The organism is Synechococcus sp. WH 7805 (assembly GCF_000153285.1).
In the GTDB taxonomy this organism is placed as follows: Bacteria; Cyanobacteriota; Cyanobacteriia; order PCC-6307; family Cyanobiaceae; genus Synechococcus_C.
In genome coordinates, this window is sequence record NZ_CH724168.1 from 1,568,883 (window position 1) to 1,585,720 (window position 16,838).

At 54.3% G+C, this 16,838-nt stretch carries 15 protein-coding genes and 1 pseudogene; 10 read left to right on the forward strand and 6 right to left on the reverse strand.

Annotated elements, in window-relative coordinates:
- Positions 1-19 precede the first annotated feature (19 nt).
- Complete coding sequence (gene cysE, locus WH7805_RS08205; protein WP_006042585.1) at positions 20-781, forward strand: serine O-acetyltransferase; 762 nt, start codon at positions 20-22, stop codon at positions 779-781.
- A 6-nt stretch (positions 782-787) separates the two neighbouring features.
- A complete protein-coding gene (locus WH7805_RS08210; RefSeq protein ID WP_006042586.1) occupies positions 788-1,795 on the forward strand; it encodes a sulfotransferase in 1,008 nt (335 codons plus the stop codon).
- On the opposite strand, the gene secA is transcribed toward WH7805_RS08210, so the two are convergent.
- Positions 1,792-4,650 (reverse strand): preprotein translocase subunit SecA, encoded by a 2,859-nt coding sequence (secA, locus tag WH7805_RS08215; RefSeq protein WP_006042587.1) that lies wholly within the window; start codon positions 4,648-4,650, stop codon positions 1,792-1,794. The genes WH7805_RS08210 and secA overlap by 4 nt on opposite strands.
- A 534-nt stretch (positions 4,651-5,184) precedes the next feature.
- Between secA and WH7805_RS08220 the strand changes: the two genes are divergently transcribed.
- The 3 genes from WH7805_RS08220 to WH7805_RS08230 all read left to right on the forward strand — a co-directional run bounded on the left by WH7805_RS08220 (position 5,185) and on the right by WH7805_RS08230 (position 8,157).
- Positions 5,185-6,906, forward strand: a complete 1,722-nt coding sequence (locus WH7805_RS08220) for a bifunctional metallophosphatase/5'-nucleotidase (protein ID WP_006042588.1) — start codon at positions 5,185-5,187, stop codon at positions 6,904-6,906.
- Between the two features lie 104 nt (positions 6,907-7,010).
- Positions 7,011-7,289, forward strand: a complete 279-nt coding sequence (locus tag WH7805_RS14960) for a hypothetical protein (protein WP_006042589.1) — start codon at positions 7,011-7,013, stop codon at positions 7,287-7,289.
- Positions 7,290-7,392: 103 nt separating this feature from the next.
- On the forward strand, positions 7,393-8,157 hold the full coding sequence (locus WH7805_RS08230) for a DUF4114 domain-containing protein (RefSeq protein WP_006042590.1): 765 nt from the start codon (positions 7,393-7,395) through the stop codon (positions 8,155-8,157).
- A gap of 154 nt (positions 8,158-8,311) precedes the next feature.
- On the opposite strand, the pseudogene WH7805_RS15135 reads toward WH7805_RS08230, so the two are convergent.
- Positions 8,312-8,563: pseudogene (locus WH7805_RS15135) on the reverse strand (hypothetical protein); the annotation flags it as partial.
- 14 nt (positions 8,564-8,577) lie between these two features.
- Between WH7805_RS15135 and WH7805_RS15095 the strand changes: the two are divergent.
- From WH7805_RS15095 to WH7805_RS08250, 4 genes are all read left to right on the forward strand, one after another.
- Entirely contained in the window at positions 8,578-8,712 is a 135-nt protein-coding gene (locus WH7805_RS15095) for a hypothetical protein (RefSeq protein WP_006042592.1), read from the forward strand.
- Positions 8,713-8,958: 246 nt separating this feature from the next.
- The gene (locus WH7805_RS14970) at positions 8,959-9,270 is read left to right on the forward strand and encodes a hypothetical protein (protein WP_006042593.1); all 312 of its coding nucleotides are present in this window, start codon (positions 8,959-8,961) and stop codon (positions 9,268-9,270) included.
- Entirely contained in the window at positions 9,246-9,737 is a 492-nt protein-coding gene (locus tag WH7805_RS08245; protein WP_006042595.1) for a hypothetical protein, read from the forward strand. The genes WH7805_RS14970 and WH7805_RS08245 overlap by 25 nt, the downstream gene beginning before the upstream one ends.
- A complete protein-coding gene (locus WH7805_RS08250; RefSeq protein WP_006042596.1) occupies positions 9,734-11,254 on the forward strand; it encodes a glycosyltransferase in 1,521 nt (506 codons plus the stop codon). Before WH7805_RS08245 ends, WH7805_RS08250 begins: the two co-directional genes overlap by 4 nt.
- A 14-nt stretch (positions 11,255-11,268) precedes the next feature.
- Here the strand turns inward: WH7805_RS08250 and WH7805_RS08255 are convergent, their stop codons facing one another.
- From WH7805_RS08255 to WH7805_RS08265, 3 genes are read right to left on the reverse strand one after another with little or no spacing between them, the layout of a single operon-like run.
- The gene (locus tag WH7805_RS08255) at positions 11,269-12,366 is read right to left on the reverse strand and encodes a glycosyltransferase (RefSeq protein WP_006042597.1); all 1,098 of its coding nucleotides are present in this window, start codon (positions 12,364-12,366) and stop codon (positions 11,269-11,271) included.
- The gene (locus tag WH7805_RS08260) at positions 12,366-13,190 is read right to left on the reverse strand and encodes an ABC transporter permease (RefSeq protein ID WP_071933696.1); all 825 of its coding nucleotides are present in this window, start codon (positions 13,188-13,190) and stop codon (positions 12,366-12,368) included. Before WH7805_RS08260 ends, WH7805_RS08255 begins: the two co-directional genes overlap by 1 nt.
- Positions 13,190-13,987 carry an ABC transporter ATP-binding protein gene (locus tag WH7805_RS08265; RefSeq protein WP_006042599.1) on the reverse strand — a complete coding sequence of 266 codons (798 nt, stop codon included), beginning with the start codon at positions 13,985-13,987 and terminating at the stop codon, positions 13,190-13,192. The genes WH7805_RS08260 and WH7805_RS08265 overlap by 1 nt, the downstream gene beginning before the upstream one ends.
- 306 nt (positions 13,988-14,293) lie before the next feature.
- Here WH7805_RS08265 and WH7805_RS08270 point away from each other — a divergent pair, with 306 nt between their 5' ends.
- Positions 14,294-15,445, forward strand: coding sequence for a glycosyltransferase (locus WH7805_RS08270; protein WP_232198986.1), 1,152 nt, complete (start codon positions 14,294-14,296; stop codon positions 15,443-15,445).
- Positions 15,446-15,447: 2 nt separating this feature from the next.
- Here WH7805_RS08270 and WH7805_RS08275 read toward each other — a convergent pair whose 3' ends face one another.
- On the reverse strand, positions 15,448-16,806 hold the full coding sequence (locus tag WH7805_RS08275; RefSeq protein WP_006042601.1) for a sugar transferase: 1,359 nt from the start codon (positions 16,804-16,806) through the stop codon (positions 15,448-15,450).
- Positions 16,807-16,838: the final 32 nt, after the last annotated feature.

Consider the following 16,838-nt stretch of genomic DNA (forward strand, 5'->3'; position numbering starts at 1 on the left):
GAGGGCGCGGCGAGCAGGCATGTTGAACCACATCCGCGCCGACCTGGCGATCATTCGTGAACGGGATCCAGCAGCCCGTGGCCCCCTGGAGATCCTCCTCTGCTATCCAGGCTTTCAAGCCCTGAGCTTGCACCGGTTAAGCCACAGGCTCTGGCGCTCCAAGCTGCCCCTGAAACTGGCGGCCCGGCTGCTCAGCCAAATGGGACGCAATCTCACCGGTGTGGAGATCCATCCGGGCGCCAGAATTGGCCATGGCGTGTTCATCGACCACGGCATGGGCGTGGTGATTGGCGAGACTGCCGAAGTGGGTGATCGCTGCCTGCTCTACCAGGGGGTGACCCTGGGTGGAACTGGCAAGGAGCACGGCAAACGTCATCCCACTCTTGCCACCAACGTGGTTGTGGGGGCAGGCGCCAAAGTTTTGGGGGCAATCTCAGTCGGCCCCAACACCAGAATCGGCGCTGGGTCCGTCGTTGTCCGCGACGTGGAGGCCGACTGCACCGTTGTGGGAGTTCCAGGAAGGGTCGTCCATCAGAGTGGCGTAAGGATCAATCCATTGGCCCACTCCGCCCTTCCGGATGCCGAAGCCAATGTGATTCGCAACCTGATGGAGCGCATTGACCAACTGGAAGGACAGGTACGCAACTTGCAAGACCATCTCCGAGCCATCGCCACGATCAAGGGAGAGCCGATCATTGACAAGCGATGCGGCGAGGCTCAGAGCCTCAAAGATCGAGAAATTCTCGAATTCATTGGCGACCAATCAAATTCAACTTATTGACCGAGAATGTTTATTTTAGGCTGCCATCGATCGGGCACTTCTCTGCTCACAAACATACTCAAATCAGCACTTGAGCGTCATAACACTGAAGAAACTGGAACCGCACAACAAACCATTGAATCAAATATCGACAATCCAGAAGGCCACCATGAAAGCGTTGCCATCGTTGACCTCAACGAACGATTACTGACCATCACGAATGCAAGCTGGAATCACCCATTCCTACTCACTCCTGACTGGACCGATCTCGAACACTATCTATCACTGAACGAAACGCGACAAACGCTGAGGCCATGGGCACTCAAAAGCAATTGGATTGACAAAGATCCGCGCTTATGTCTAACAAGAGAAGCCTATTTCCATCTCCTGCTCAAGGAAGTTCCGTCGATAGCCATTATCAGACATCCCTTCGCAGTGGCCAACTCACTCCTGGCCAGAGACGGGATGCATTCCGACCGCGCTTTAGCACTCTGGATGTGCTACAACCATCATCTATTCAATAGCTGCAGAAGCCTGCCAAACGAGGTTCTCAGCTTCGCATTTTTAAGGCATTATCCAAAAGAAAGCTCTCAGAGATTGAGCAATGCCGTGGCCAGCACGGCCACAATTCCAGACTGGGCGATCGAACAAGAGCTCGAGCAAAAGTTCGTCGGAGACCTCATCCGATCCAGACCGGACCAGCTTCTGTCAGATCGTGCTTCGAATTCACTACGCGAAAGCTGCATAACTCTTTACGATTTTTGCCAGGATGCATCGAAATCCAAACAAGAAATCCAAGTCATTGCCAATGAATTCAAAACGCATTTTGCGGCAAACCTAGATGAATTAAATATGATTTTTCCTGCTAATAAGATTTCAGAGATAAAAACTATTCATTTAGAACACTTAAACCTCGAAAACCAAAGATTGCACCAGGAGTTGCAACATTCCAGAACGAGGTACAGGCGAAAAGCCGTTGAGCTCATACGCTCAGCATCACATTGGCTGAACAGACCTCACAAGCAATCGCACTAAGCGATTGCTTCGGACACTGACTGTGGCTTCGCAGGCTGGAACATGAACATCGAATAGATCACGTTGCGGCGCATGTTGGTCATCATGTCGAGGAACATGTCATAGCCCTCGTTCTTGTATTCGATCAGGGGGTCTTTCTGGCCATAACCACGCAGGCCCACTGACTCGCGCAGGGCATCCATCGATTGGAGATGCTCGCGCCAGAGGGTATCAATCTGCTGAAGGATGAAGAAGCGCTCCGCTTCACGCATCAGGCCCGGACGCTGCTGTTCAATCTGGCCTTCCTTGAGGTCATAAGCATTACGCAATTGCTCCTGCAGAAAAGCTTTGAGCTCCTCCATCGACAATCCCTGGAGCTGATCAGGCTGGAGGTCGTCGAGCAGATACACGAACTCCTGCACCTTGCTCACCAGCTGGGTCACATCCCATTCCTCTGGAGGCAGGTCCGGATTCACATAGGCCTCAACGATCTCGTTCATGGTGCGCTCGCCGTAGCCAATCACCTGCTTCTTCAGTTCGCGACCCTCCAGCACCCGGCGCCGTTCGGTGTAAACAGCCTTTCGCTGATTGTTCATCACCTCGTCGTACTCGAACACCTGTTTACGAATGTCGTAGTAATACGTCTCGACCTTCTTCTGAGCCCCCTCCAGGGAGCGGGTGAGCATGCCCGATTCGATTGGCATGTCTTCCTCCACCCGGAAGGCATTCATCAGTCCGGCCACCCGGTCCCCACCAAAAATGCGCAGGAGGTTGTCGCCCAGGGAGAGGAAGAAGCGGGTGGAGCCGGGGTCTCCCTGACGCCCGGCCCGACCACGCAATTGGTTATCCACCCGACGGGATTCATGGCGCTCGGTGCCGATCACGTGCAGACCACCGGCCTCCCGCACCCGTTGTTCTTCCTGCTTCACCACCTCGTCGTATTCCCCCTTCACCCGGGCGATGGCCGCGCGCAGAGCCGCAATCGCAGGATCGTCGGTGGGGGCCTTCTCCGCCGCCGTAGCGATGTGATCTTCCAGTTCAATCACCGTGAGTGCCCGGTCACCCCAGGCCTTCACCAGATCCCTGGCCAAATCGGCCAGAGCCTGATCAGTGCCCTCAGTGAGCTGGCAGGGATAGAGGCTGCCGATGGCACGGGCTTCGCTGGGGGCATGGCCATGGGGGCCACTGGCGGGGGCTGCCTTGGCAGCAAAACCTCCACCACCCTCAGCGCCGCTGCGTTGCAGAGGCACGGGCGGACGATGGCCCTCCTCCGGACGCACCAACCGAGACAGCAACACCTCGCGCAGTTTCAAGCGAGCCATGTAATCGCTGTTGCCACCAAGGATGATGTCGGTGCCACGACCCGCCATGTTGGTGGCGATGGTCACCGCCCCGGAGCGTCCGGCCTGAGCCACGATTTCGGCTTCCCGCTCCACATTCTCGGGTTTGGCATTAAGAAGGTTGTGAGGAATGTTCTCTTCTGCCAGAAGCGCACTGAGAAGCTCACTCTTCTCCACACTGGTGGTACCCACCAGCACTGGCCGGCCCTGCTGGTGCACCTCGGCGGTTTCCTTGGCCACGGCCCGCCACTTGGCCTCTTCCGTTTTGTACACCTGGTCCACCCAGTCCTGCCGGGCCCGGACCCGGTTGGTGGGCACGATGGTTGTTTCGAGTTTGTACGTCTTCTCAAACTCGGTTTCCTCTGTTTTGGCCGTGCCGGTCATCCCGGCAAGGCGGGGGTAGAGCAGGAAGAAGTTCTGGTAGGTGATGGACGCCAGGGTCTGGGTTTCGGGCTGAATCGGCAGGGCCTCCTTGGCCTCGATCGCCTGGTGCTGGCCATCGCTCCAGCGACGTCCTGGCATGACGCGGCCGGTGAACTCATCGACGATGACCGCTTCGCCGTCGCGCACGATGTAGTTCACATCGCGGGTGAACAGATCCTTGGCCTTGAGGGCGTTGGTGATGTAGTGGGCCCAGGGATCCTGAGGGTCATAAAGATCGGCCACACCGATCATCTGCTCAGCCTTGGCAAAGCCCTCATCGGTAAGGGTGCAGCTGCGCTGCTTTTCATCCACTTCGTAATCACCCTCGGGATCGATCCCGTCCTTGCCCATCTCGGCCGCCCGGGTGAGGGCTGCAGCCACTTCCGCCGCCTTCTGATACTTCTCTTGAGGCCGCTCCACCTGGCCAGAAATAATCAGTGGCGTTCGGGCTTCATCAATCAGGATCGAATCGACTTCATCGATCACGCAGTACTGGAACTGCCGCTGCACCACCTCATTGATGTCAGCAGCCATGTTGTCGCGCAGGTAGTCGAACCCGAGCTCTGAGTTGGTGGCATAGGTGATGTCGCATCCGTAATTACGGCGACGTTCGGCGGGGGTCATGTCCTGCTGGATCAGACCCACGGAGAGGCCGAGGAAACGATGCACCTGCCCCATCCACTCCGCATCACGGCGTGCCAAGTAATCGTTCACGGTCACCACGTGGACTCCGCGACCGGTCAGGGCATTGAGGAAGCTGGGCAGCGTGGCAACCAGCGTCTTGCCTTCGCCGGTTTTCATCTCAGCGATTTGCCCCTCATGCAGCACCATGCCGCCGATCAACTGCACATCAAAGTGGCGCATGCCCAGCACTCGCTTGCCAGCTTCTCGCACCACAGCGAAGGCCTCCGGCAGCAACTCATCAAGCACGGGTCGCTGATTTTCGAGGCTTCCGGCGTTATCAAGGCGCTGACGGAACTCGGCGGTACGCCGGCGCAGGTCCTCGTCGCTTAGAGGAGCCACCTCCTCTTCGAGGAGGTTGATATCGGACACGATCGGCTGATAGCGCTTCAGCTTGCGGGCATTGGGGTCACCCAGCAGCAGCTTGAGCATGGAAAGCGCTAAATCAACTGGGGGACAGCCTACTGAGGCCGCCAAGGGGCGATGCGCCGGCGATCCGTACCACTGGCTGCATCCCTACAAAGACAAGTGCCCGAACCTCTGCAGAGGCTTCAGGCAAGCGCTGCACCGGCACTCATGACAGCCAGAAGCTGCATCGATCGAGGCGACGGATCAATCGGACCTCTTAACGAAGGGTGAGCACCCTTCGGGATCGCAGGCAAATGATCAATCAGACATTCCTCACAGCTCTGCCAAAAAGCTCCTCGGAATTAAAACGTTGTCTTCAGCACGAGCCAAGCAAAATACGCACTTGAACTTGAAAACTAAATCTGCATTAATTCGATCACTTTTGAAAAAAATAAAAGGAGAGAATCAAGACAAAAGAAAAGTGATGATGCAGCGCGCAACACACGTTAGCAATTGATTATTTCAATGATAAAAAAGGACAAAAAAACTTTAAACCAGCCTTAGCCGCAAATCAGACTCTCAATTTTAGGTTAAATATGTTATCGAATTAATTCTTTCATGGCTTCCGAGAAAGGATCCCACGCCGTTGAAGAAAATTTCACCTTTGAGTTGTTTCACCTGGGCGATCAAGAGCCTCTCAATGTTGGAGGCCTGACTGATATCACAGGTGCTTCGGCGGTCCTGAATGCCTTGAGAAATCAAGATCTCGGCAATGACGGCATTGAAGACAACACTCTGGTTCTTTCCTCTGGAGATATCTTCATCCCCAGGAACTTCTACAGCGCCTCGGAAGCCGCTTTCGGTTCCAGTGGCATCGCCAGCATCACCATTCAAAATCTGCTCGGCATTCAAGCCAGTGCACTCGGCAATCACGAATTTAATGATGGCACGGCCAATCTGGCAGGCCTGATCGATGGTTCAGCACCCGGAGAGATTCTGGGTGCTGATTACGCCGGAGCAGACTTCACATACCTGGCCACCAATCTGGACTTCAGCACCGATATCAATCTGGCACCCCTTGAAGTCGCCGCTGGACAGGCACCAATCCCACGCACCGTCACATCCTCGGTGGTGTTTGATGTCAACGGTGAGCAAGTCGGTGTCATTGGCGCCATCACACCCACCCTTGCATCTATTTCGAGCCCAGGAGATCTAGCCATCAGCCCTGGTGGTTTTGACACCAATCCAACGCCCGAACAGTTGGATGCTCTGGCCCCTGTAATTCAAGCCGGCGTTGATGATTTGCTGGAAGCCAATCCCGGCTTGAACAAGGTTGTGCTGCTGTCACACTTCCAGCAAATCAGCATCGAACAGGCCATTGCAGAACGGCTGACAGATGTTGACATCATTGTTGCCGGTGGATCCAATACTCGCCTCTTTGATAACAACGATCGCATTCGCGACGGTTACACCAGCCAAGGCGAGTACCCCACCTTCATCACCAATGCTGGTGGAACGCAAACCGCATTAGTCAATACTGACGGCAGTTACAAGTACCTCGGACGTTTAGTTCTTGAATTCGATGCCGATGGCAACATCATTCCTGAGAGCTACAACCCCGAGGTGTCCGGTGCCTATGCCACTGATGCACAAGGCGTTGCCGATTTGGGCGCCGAAGATCTGGTCGATCCTGGCATTCAGGAGATTGTCGATACCATCGAAGAACAGATCATTCTTTCAGAATCCAATGTTCTCGGCAATGCTGATGTTTTCCTAAACGGCAACCGCTCTGGTGATTTCACCGCCGACAACACCGACGGAGTCCGCACCCAGGAAACCAACCTCGGCAATCTCACCGCCGATGCCAATCTGGCCGCTGCACAAGAGTTGGATGAAACCGTTGTTGTCTCCCTCAAAAATGGCGGCGGCATTCGCGCCTCCATCGGCGAATCAGTTGTGCCAGCAGGTGGGGGCGCTTTCGTACGAACTCCCAATCCGGAAATCGTCGATAGCAATGGAAACGTAGTGAAGCCTGAGGGTGGTATCAGCGAAAACGACATTGCTGCAACCCTCGCCTTCAATAACGGGCTCACCCTCCTGACACTGACGAAGCAGGAACTGGTGGATCTTCTCGATTACGGCGTTTCCATCCTTCCTGAGATTGGTGGACAGTTCCCACAGATTTCAGGTGTCAAGTTCTCCTTTGATCAAGACGATCCAGCAGGAAGAAAATTCAGAGCGCCGCAATTGTTGACAGCGACAACAATCTCATTGCTGAACTCGTACGCGATGGTGCACTTGTCGGTGATCCCAACCAGGAATTCCGGACCGTCACTCTGAACTTCCTGGCCGAACCACGATTCGATGAAGAAACCGGTGCATTCATCGGTGGTGATGATGGCTATCCATTCCCCAACATTGACGATCCTGCCATTGCAGCACGGGTGAATCCTGTCTTCCTGGAGCAAGAGGGAGTTCGCACCGGTGATGCCACCTTTGCCGATGACGGCACTGAGCAGGATGCTCTGGCCGAGTTTCTTCTCGATAACTTCGCCACAGCAGAAACCGCTTTCAACCAGGAAGACGTTGGTCCAGCCTTCGATGAGCGCATTCAAAACCTGGCATTCCGGGACGACACCGTTCTGGATAATGCCGAACCAGTCGTGGGTGAGATTTCAAGCAACGACAATGGAAGTGTTGTGGCAGTGACCCGGGGGGGGTGACTTCAATTTCACAATTCGTGCCAATGCCAATGCCGCGGCAACGCAAGATTTGGTCGCAGTCTCCACCACTGAGGGAGAAAGCCGATCAATCATCCTCTCGACATTGGGAACAGCCTCAGGCACACCGGCTGGCTTCGACTTTGACTACTCATCAACAGAAAATCTGGAGGCAGACAGCTACAACTTTGCCCTACGCGATAGCATCACAGGGGATCTGAACTTCCTCACAGCAACAGCAGTAGATGATGGAGAATTTGAATTAAATGGCGATGGTATTGCGGTTACCACAACAACCGATCTTCTTTCCAGCACGACCGAAGAGTTGACGCTCTTGGGTGAAACCGCTGAAGCCATCGACTTGTTTGACTTGGCTAATCCCAGTGGAGACTTCACACTGCAGCTGGATGCGACCCTATTCCGTGAAGCAGCCTTCGACAATCAAGTGGGCTTCTATCTCGCCAATCGCGCTGGGAGCGTTCTTGATCCCTTGACTGGAGAAGAAGTGGCAACACTCGAGGGCGATCGTTCCACGTATCTCGATGCAGTTGTCAACAACAACTTGTTCTCCGGGCAAATTGCCAACAACAACAGTGGCGGCCTCGATACTTCTGAAGCGACGATCAGTGGCAACATCGATTTCAACGATGCAGTTCTCCTGCCCTTCCTGGTCAGAAACGGCACTTTGAGCGATGTCGCTTCGAACTTCAACAACCTCTACGTTGCACCAGCCAGCCTCAACGCTGACAACGGAACAGACCATATCCGCCTGCTGGGTGGCAACACCTTCGGGTTTGAAGATCAACGCAATGCTGGCGACTCTGACTTTGATGATGTGGTGGTAGTGATCAACAACCTCAACATCGTCTAAGCCGGTTCGTCGACAACAAAATCTGGGAAACCCACTGCCTGTGATGTCGATGTCCATCGCAGGCAGTTTTTGTGTCTTCAAGTCACCCCATGGCACAACGCATTGATTGAACAATGTCACCATCTCAACCGCTGCACACACTCTGCGGCGATTGTTGAGCATCAATGTGCGCGATCTGAGCCTCAACGTTCAACGACCGTGCCACAGCAAGGCCCATCAAGGCATTGTGAAAACTGGGAACCGTAGCCACCAGGGTCTTGCCCTCGTTCGGCACCATGCCGCCGCTTAGCTTCACGTCAAAGTGGCGCATACCGAGCACCCATTTGCCCGCTTCGCGCACCACCGCAAACGCTTCCGCCAGTCGCTCATCCAGCCAGGGACGTTGATTGTCGCCCGTTCCCGCTGATCAGAAAAAAAGTGATGTTAAATCCGCCCTCACTCGATGGCTTAAACACCAACCCACTGACCGAACGCGAAGAGCACCTCACCACAGCAGAGCCAGACCTGCTCTACAACGTTGAAGAGCTGCCGCGATCGAAACTCATGAGTACTTGATATCGTCAGCAATCCTCCGTTCAGGTGCGTGCAGCTCTCGATTCTGGCGTTATCACTCACGACCGACCTGGGGAACAGGCTTTGTTGAGGGCTAAATCAAGCGTCAAACTTTACGCCTGCCCATGAGGCTGAAATCCTATGCTTCTGGAATGGGTCCAAGGACAATGAGCAGCGTCTTAATCACACCAACCGCTACGACTGCCACGTTGCCCAACATAGAGCAAGTCATTTCATTTCTCCGGCAACATGAATGGATTGGCCAACAAAGCGACAGGAGATGTGTTAGAGCTTGCGAATGACGACCTATTCCTATACCCAGGCTGCGTCGATGGGACCATCGCCGTGCTTGCAAACCAACCAAATGTGGCTTTGGTCGGTGCAAGGCTGCGCGATAAAAACGGACTACTCACCCAGGCAGAGATTCAGTTCGACAGCCAAGATTCCAGTTATCACCCTCTCGATCGACTGGTCGAATCATCTAAACCCAGGTCGAGCCCGAGGAGCCCGCTGGCAGCTGTCACAGGAGCCTTGCAGTGGATCCGGCGCGGAGCATTCTGAAACAGCCCCTCCACACTCGCCACCACATCTGCGATGAAGATGTCAAGCTCTGCCTTGATATTCAGCAGCTCCTAAACCAAGTGGTGTTGAAGTGCAATCAGGCAACAGCAATCCATGAGTGGGGTACAACCCGCAGTCAACAACCTGACCAAGAACAAAACAGCGAAGACTTGCTCAGGCTTAGAGCATGGACAGAAAAACTTCTCAATCAGGCGTGCGCCGATCAATTGAGAGTGCTTCTAGAACAGCAACAACGAGAATTACAAACCCTCAGAGACACGGTTCGCAATGAGCTCCCGAGACTTAAAGCCCAGAAGGCCGAGTTTTTTAAGCAACGCCAGTTCTATGACAACATGGTGAACACCCGAGACCTTGAGCAAGAAGGGAAACAAGTATTGTTTGATTTACCCGAAAAGCGATTGCGACTGAAGCAAGACCTGGAACTCCTACCTGGAGATCATCAATGACACGCCCTCTGAAAGGGCTTCGCCTGGTCGTCAGTGGATATGAATTTGAGCAGCAAGAGCATCGCGGCATTGCTGTTTTTAGCAAAGGACTGCTGCGAGCCCTGAAAGAATCCGGAGCCGAAATATGGCTACTGACGGGATTCCAGGCTCCCATGCAAGATATTGCGAAAGCACAGCTTCCAAAAAACGTTCAAAAACGCATCAGAGCCGCACGAATCCTGGACACTCTGAACAGTGCAGAATCAATGGATGATGAATCAGGCCTCCTGATTAAGCTGCTTCAACTGCTCCCATTGACCAAGCAAATCCTTAATATACTCAAACAGATCCACCGCCTAAAGCAAAAACTCTTTCCAAAACGATGGATCACACGTCAAGAATTGCAATTGTTACCACGCTCTGAACTAATCAACAGTCCCTACCAGCGTTGTGAACGACTGTCCTATCTGAGTGAAATCGACGGCTTGATCTGTGCCAACAACTGCTTTCTAAATTCGATCGAATTAGCCAAACGAAAGCACCCCCACAGCTTACACATCGATCTGCGGGGATTCGATGGGCTCATCACCACAAGTCCGTTGAACATCAAGCCTGTGAACACCCGTCTGTTTGTTCAAACAGTTCACGACCTGATCCCCCTTGATTATCAGCGTACCCGCGATCACCTGCCCTGCTTCACACGCAGGCTGCAGGCGGCAGGGCCAGCTAGGCGATTCTTCGTGTCTGAGGACGCAAGGCAACACTATGAACTAAGCATCCTTGGGACGCTGTCGAATCCGAATCGGTTGCAACGCGTCGTGACACAGTCTCCCTCGCTGCAGTTCCCGGGAGATTGCCTTGACTGGGAAGCCCGCACCCGACAGGTGCGCGTGCTGTCGAGCAATCAAAGCCAATTGCATGCTCTCAAACCATGCAGCTACTTCTTGTTCAACTCGTCGGTTGTACCGCACAAGAATCTCTTGTTCGCACTCAAAGCATTCATGGAGTCGGACCTTGAGCAAAAAAATATTCGGTTCTGCATCACCGGCAAACCTCAGAATGATGAATACAGCGAAGCGGTTCGAAGTGTGGCTGCAAAACACAAGAGTGTGATTTTTACGGGATATGTGGACGAAGCCACGAAACGACAGCTCTATCTGAATGCTCTTGCTCTTCTCAGCCCGTCCCTGATCGAAGGATTCGGAATCCCAGTGCTGGATGCTGCTTGCCTTGGACTTAGCGCCATCGCCAGTCCACTCGGCTCACACCGGGAGATTCAGGCCATGCATGACTTCAAAGACCATGTGATGCTGTGCTCAACACTGGTCACCAGCGACTGGGCCAGTGCCATGCGTCTGATCGCTCTCAAAAACGAACTCTCGTTATCTGAATTGTCGCCAAAGCGTCAACGCAAGAGGCTGAATCAAATGCGTGCCGAACGCATTCAGCGCTACCGCCACTACCAGACGCTGATCGACGAAGCTTTTCAATCAACAATCTGCGATCTACTCACTTCAGAAGAAATAACGGTCGCGTAGAGCAATCCTCCACTTCATCTCACCAAACTGGCGAGCTGACTAACAATGGCCGACTGCTGAGCATCCACAGACAATCGCTCCGCCAAAGTCCATCCATCGCGCGACAACTGGCTCCAAAGACTGGAGTCAACCAACAGGGTGCGCACTTGCTCAGCGAAACCAACTCCATCATCAACACCGGAAAACAAGAGGGATGAGGTCTCGTGAAACTCTCGATGAACAGGGATGTCGCTGACGATGGTGGGAATGCCCTCAGCCTTCGCCTCAAGAACGGGATAATCGAATCCTTCCTCACTGCTGGCAGAAATCAGGGCCAAAGACGACCGCATGCAGGCCATGAGCTCTTGCAGGGGCATTGCATCGATCAACTTCACTTGCGCTGGAGCAGGCAACTGCCTATGCAGACGCTGTATGAGTGATGACTGCCGACCGCTCCTACCAACAATCCGCAGTACGCCTTTCCACTGGGGGCACAACGTCTGCAACTGCCCCACACCTCGCAACAGCGCCGGGACATTCTTGTTCACATCGTGGCGAGCCAGCGCTAGAAGATCCTCACTTCCTGGCGAAAGCACACGAGGGCGTTCAATGGTGATGCCGTTTGGAATCACCTCAATACGCTCCGCCTCCACACCGAACTGCACCAGCTGATCGGCCACATAGCGACTGATCGCGATCAGCCGGGTGGCGACCCTGCAATGGCGCGGCTGCCAGAGGCGGTAGCGCAACCAAGCCTTGCGGCTGTTGGAAGCCACCAGTGGTGTGAGGTCGTGGCAAGTAATCAGTTGCGGCACTTGAGGCCAGCAGAGCAGGGCATCAAAGAAGGGGGAATAGATCGCCTCCAGCTGATCCAGCTTGATCCCATTTCTTTGGAGCAGAGCCGGCAAGTCGAGCCCATGCTGCACCAGGCTGTACCTCTGCAAAAAACGCATGCGCCGTCCTGGCGCCCAAGCCGGAGGATCGGCCAACCACTGCTCAGGCCTCAGCAAGGCGCCTTGGCCATCCGCTCCAAGCTGCAGGCGCATTCCGTCCAGACCAGGCACCACCCGCTGCACATAGCTGCCGAAACCTGAATGCCCGGGCAGCCAGGAGAGCAGGTTGATCAGATGCATCAGATCAGGAAGGGAAGAGTGCGGCGTTCACTGCTGAGCAGCCGGATCGCGATCCAGATGCCCAGTGCATTCGCAGCCAAAAGCACAAAACCAACACCCCACTGCACCTCTCCAACCATCAAGCTATGGCGAATTGGAGACAGAACCCGGTAAAGGGGATTGATGTTGGCCGTCCAGGCCATCGCCCCAAGATTCTTTTTCTCATAGAGAATCGGGGAGAGCAGAAACACCAACTGCAGCACAATCGGCACCAGCTGATAGAGATCCCGAAAACGAGCCCCCAGAAGACAGGTAAGCATCGGAAACCAATAGAGAAATAAAAACAAATTCAGCAAAGGCAACCAACCACAAAGAATCAGATTGAAAAGCAGGTTGTGTTGAAAGAAACTCAGCGCCAACAACACCATCAAGAACGATTGAAGAAACGTTTGCAACTGAAAAGCCCATTCCTCCAAGGTGTAAAAGATCGGATGCAGGTTAATGTTGTGCAGGTGATCACGATTATGCTCAAACAGATTAGGAGCACCACTCACCGCCCCACTGATGGTGTTCCACACCACTAATCCCAAGCCGAGATAAACCACATAAACAGTGAAGTTCTGCACTTTGAACACCGTGCCATACACAGCAGCCAGAACTGCGATTGAAAACAAATTGGACAGTCCAAGCCAGAAGCTCCCCAAGGTGGTTCGTGCGAAACGGGCTCGGGTCCGTGCCGTTGCAGTGAACCACCACACCCTGCGGCTCTCCCAGGCATGACGCAGGATGCGGCGCACCGACTCACGCCGGGGACGAATAGAGGCAGACATGTCGGACACGCTCATCAACGACGGGTCGCGTGATAGTGATTGAGAGCCTGGTCGAGGGGCCCGTCAAAGACGATGCTGCCCTCACTGAACACCAGCCCACGTCGGCAAAACCGCTTCAGCAGTGCGTCTGAATGAGATGCCAATAACAACGTGCCAGCGGAGGCCAGGAATGACTCCAAACGAACTTTGGCCTTCTCGTAGAAGCTGCTGTCTCCAGCACCAAAGCCCTCATCCATGGCCAGACAGTCGTGGCGGGATCCTGTGAGCACCGCAAACATCAATCGTGCCGCCATCCCTTGGCTGTAGGTCTTCACAGGGAGATGCACGAAATCACCGAGGCCGGAGAAGGTCACCACGTCATTGCAGAAGGCCTCAAAGCCACGAAGATTGCCGTGGGTGAGCAGGTAGTGGGCTTTGATCGCTTGCTGACCACTGAGTTCAGGACTGGTGATGAAGCTTTTATGGATCATCGGATGCACAGTCACATGGGCCTGAAAGACCCCCGCTGAATGCTGATAGATCCCGGAAACGAGGCGAAGAAACGTTGATTTGCCGGCGCCGTTGTGACCGATCAAGGCCACGCGCTCACCTTCCCGCACGGTGCAGCTCACATTTGCAAGGGCCGTAATCACCGCGCCACCACGCCTGCGATTCAAGCGCCCACCTGTCACCGAACGAATCAGAGAAGCCTTCAAACTACGGGTTTCCGTGGTGGCCACAGGGATATCAAGACGCACATTCTCCAAGCGCAAAACCAGATTAGAGTTCTCACCGGTGTCGCAAGCCTGAGTGGTGTGGACTGTGTCAATCATAGAGTGATACTACCGTTGACTCCAAACAAAGAGATTCTTTGGCCAGTGCCAGCAAGACGCAAACGGCAAAACGTTCATCAGAAATTAGGGTCAACACATCACAGGCATCAGCGAAGCTGTCCTTCCTCGAGCGAACATCCCCTTCTAAAGCCCTCCAAACAGGGATACTAATAAGACCCTGTCATTTCATCCCAAAACAAGAAGGCGATGAACGTACTCTTCATTCACCAGAATTTCCCAGCACAATACCGACACATTTGCCAACAACTGCTTCGACAGGAATGTCATACGATAGTTTCAATTGGGATGGGGAAAAGCCCCTTCAAAAATAGCCAAAACTACGCGCACATACAATACTCGGCTGAACGTTCAAGCACCAGGGGGATTCATCCTTGGGTCACTGACATCGAAACGAAAAGCATCCGCGCTGAAGCCTGCGGAAAAGTATGCCAAAAATTGAAGTCACAGGGCTTTGTTCCTGACATTATCTGCGGCCATCCTGGCTGGGGAGAGCTCCTTGGCATCCCCTACGTTTGGCCCCAATCACCAATCCTGATGTATCAAGAATTTTATTACAATGAACACGGATTCGATAGTGATTTCGACCCAGAATTTGCAAAGCAGCAAAGCGATTGGTCAAAAAAAACGGAAACGTATCTGAAAAATGCCAATTCACTACTTAACCTTCAACACGCAACTTGGAATGTCACACCAACAAACTTCCAACGGAGTTCTTTCCCAATCCAGTTTCACCAACGATTCTCCACCATTCATGATGGAATTTCAAACCATGCACAACCCGCACCGGACAAAAGTAACATCAAAGTCCAGGTAGGCAAGCAGACCATTCTCAGTGATCAGGATCAACTCATCACGTTTGTGAACCGCCGCGTCGAGCCTTACCGCGGCTGTCACTCCTTCATCCGTTCTATTCCTCTCATTCAGGAAAGAAACCCCAACGCCATCATCGTGATTGTTGGCATTGCCAAGGGCGTGAGCTACGGGAGCCCCTGCCCCCAGGGCGAGTGGAAAGACGTTTTCCTCAAGGAAATCGAAGGTCATTACGATCCTGAAAAGGTTCTTTTTGTGGGTCAGCTTCCCTACCAAGACTTTTTAAATCTGCTGAAGCTGAGTCGCGTTCATGTATATCTCACCTATCCATTTGTGCTCAGCTGGAGCCTGCTCGAAGCCATGAGCACAGGATGCGCGATTGTCGGATCCTCCACTGCTCCGGTAACAGAAGTGATTGAGGACAACGTGCACGGTCTTCTCGTCAACTTCTTTGACCCCAAGGCCATCGCTGCAGGCATCACTGATCTTCTTCACGATGGCGACCGCGCAGCCAGACTGGGAAAAAACGCCCATCAGCGTGCTGTTGAGCAGTACAGCCTTGAGCGATGCCTACCGCGCCAGCTTGAGCTGATCAATCTGGTGGCCAGAAAGGTAATCGGAGCCTGAATTCAGCGGCCACCAGCTTTGAGAACAGTTTTAATTGTGCGGAAAAGGATCACCAGATCCAACCATGTGCTGAAGTGCCTTAAGTAGTAAAGGTCGTACGACAATTTCAGATCGGAGTCTTCGATGCTGCTGGCATAGGGTGCACAAACCTGAGCCCAACCACTCAATCCCGGTCGCATCCAATGGCGTTTGCGATAATGGGGGATGTGCCGCTCCAGCTCGTGCTCCAGCTCCGGACGCTCCGGACGCGGACCGATCAGGCTCATCTCACCGTTCAGCACATTCAGCAGCTGTGGTAACTCATCGAAGCGCAAACGGCGCAACCACAGCCCCACCCGGGTGATGCGCTGATCACCGGGCTGAGTCCAGAGCGCTGGTGCATGAGCCGGTTGGACAGACATGGTGCGCAACTTGAACACGCGGAAGGGTCGACCCAGCCAACCACTGCGCCACTGCACATACAGCACGGGCCCGCGATCTTCCAGCCAGATCAGCAAGGCAGCCAAGCCCACAAAGGGAATGCTCAGCAACAGCAGACCACCAGCCACCACCAAATCGGCCATCCGCTTGAGCTGGGCCTGCACGCTGAAGGCTGCAGCCCAGGGAAGATCGTCGTAGCTAAGGCCGCCCTCGGGCAGAAAGGCCGGTGGCAACCGTTCCTGCTGCTGTTCAAACAGACTCAGAGGTGAAACCACCCTGACCTGGCGCGGGTCGAGGGTCTCCAGTGTTTCCTGAAGGGAAACCCAGCGGGGATCGCCCTCCAACCCGGGCGCCAGGGCCAGCAGGAAGGGACGATCCACGTCAGTCAACACCAACTGCAAGTGCTCGACACTGACCAGCTCCAGGCGCTCTCGCTGCGGCACCCGTCGCCAGCTCACCAACATCGCTTCTTGATCGTCCGGGCCAGCCAGCAACAACACACGAGGCCGGTCAGGCATCAGCACACCACGTCGCAGGCCCACGCGCACCAGGAGCGACCAAACGAACAGCAGACCCATCCAAAGGAACTGCACCCGCCGCTCCACTAGCCACACCTCCTCTCCAGGGTTGATCAGCCAGCGAGCGATCGCCACCACCATCAGGGTCACCACGCTGGTCAGCAGCAGCCGCTGCAGCAACACTGGCAACGCCAGCTGTCGCCAGCGCAGCACGGTGTACCCACCAAATAACCAACCCAGGAGGGGATAGAGCAAAAAACTAAACACCAGCCAGGCCCTCTGACCCTCCAGATCCGAGCTGCCCGTGGGGACCGCCGACAGTGCATCAGGGGCTACCACGATCACCAGCAGAATCAGCAGCTGTCCAAGCCAATCGAGCAGAACTGCCCGCAGCAGCAACGAGCGAGGATCACATCCCCACATCAGCGATCACCTCCTGCACAGCGGCGCCACAA

Bases quoted from the DNA above. Each gene is read 5' to 3' on its own strand.
- cysE (WP_006042585.1), top strand. From the start codon at position 20: ATGTTGAACCACATCCGCGCCGACCTGGCGATCATTCGTGAACGGGAT.
- WH7805_RS08210 (WP_006042586.1), top strand. From the start codon at position 788: ATGTTTATTTTAGGCTGCCATCGATCGGGCACTTCTCTGCTCACAAAC.
- secA (WP_006042587.1), bottom strand. From the start codon at position 4,650: ATGCTCAAGCTGCTGCTGGGTGACCCCAATGCCCGCAAGCTGAAGCGC.
- WH7805_RS08220 (WP_006042588.1), top strand. From the start codon at position 5,185: ATGGCTTCCGAGAAAGGATCCCACGCCGTTGAAGAAAATTTCACCTTT.
- WH7805_RS15095 (WP_006042592.1), top strand. From the start codon at position 8,578: ATGTTAAATCCGCCCTCACTCGATGGCTTAAACACCAACCCACTGACC.
- WH7805_RS14970 (WP_006042593.1), top strand. From the start codon at position 8,959: ATGAATGGATTGGCCAACAAAGCGACAGGAGATGTGTTAGAGCTTGCG.
- WH7805_RS08250 (WP_006042596.1), top strand. From the start codon at position 9,734: ATGACACGCCCTCTGAAAGGGCTTCGCCTGGTCGTCAGTGGATATGAA.
- WH7805_RS08255 (WP_006042597.1), bottom strand. From the start codon at position 12,366: ATGCATCTGATCAACCTGCTCTCCTGGCTGCCCGGGCATTCAGGTTTC.
- WH7805_RS08260 (WP_071933696.1), bottom strand. From the start codon at position 13,190: ATGAGCGTGTCCGACATGTCTGCCTCTATTCGTCCCCGGCGTGAGTCG.
- WH7805_RS08265 (WP_006042599.1), bottom strand. From the start codon at position 13,987: ATGATTGACACAGTCCACACCACTCAGGCTTGCGACACCGGTGAGAAC.
- WH7805_RS08270 (WP_232198986.1), top strand. From the start codon at position 14,294: ATGGGGAAAAGCCCCTTCAAAAATAGCCAAAACTACGCGCACATACAA.
- WH7805_RS08275 (WP_006042601.1), bottom strand. From the start codon at position 16,806: ATGTGGGGATGTGATCCTCGCTCGTTGCTGCTGCGGGCAGTTCTGCTC.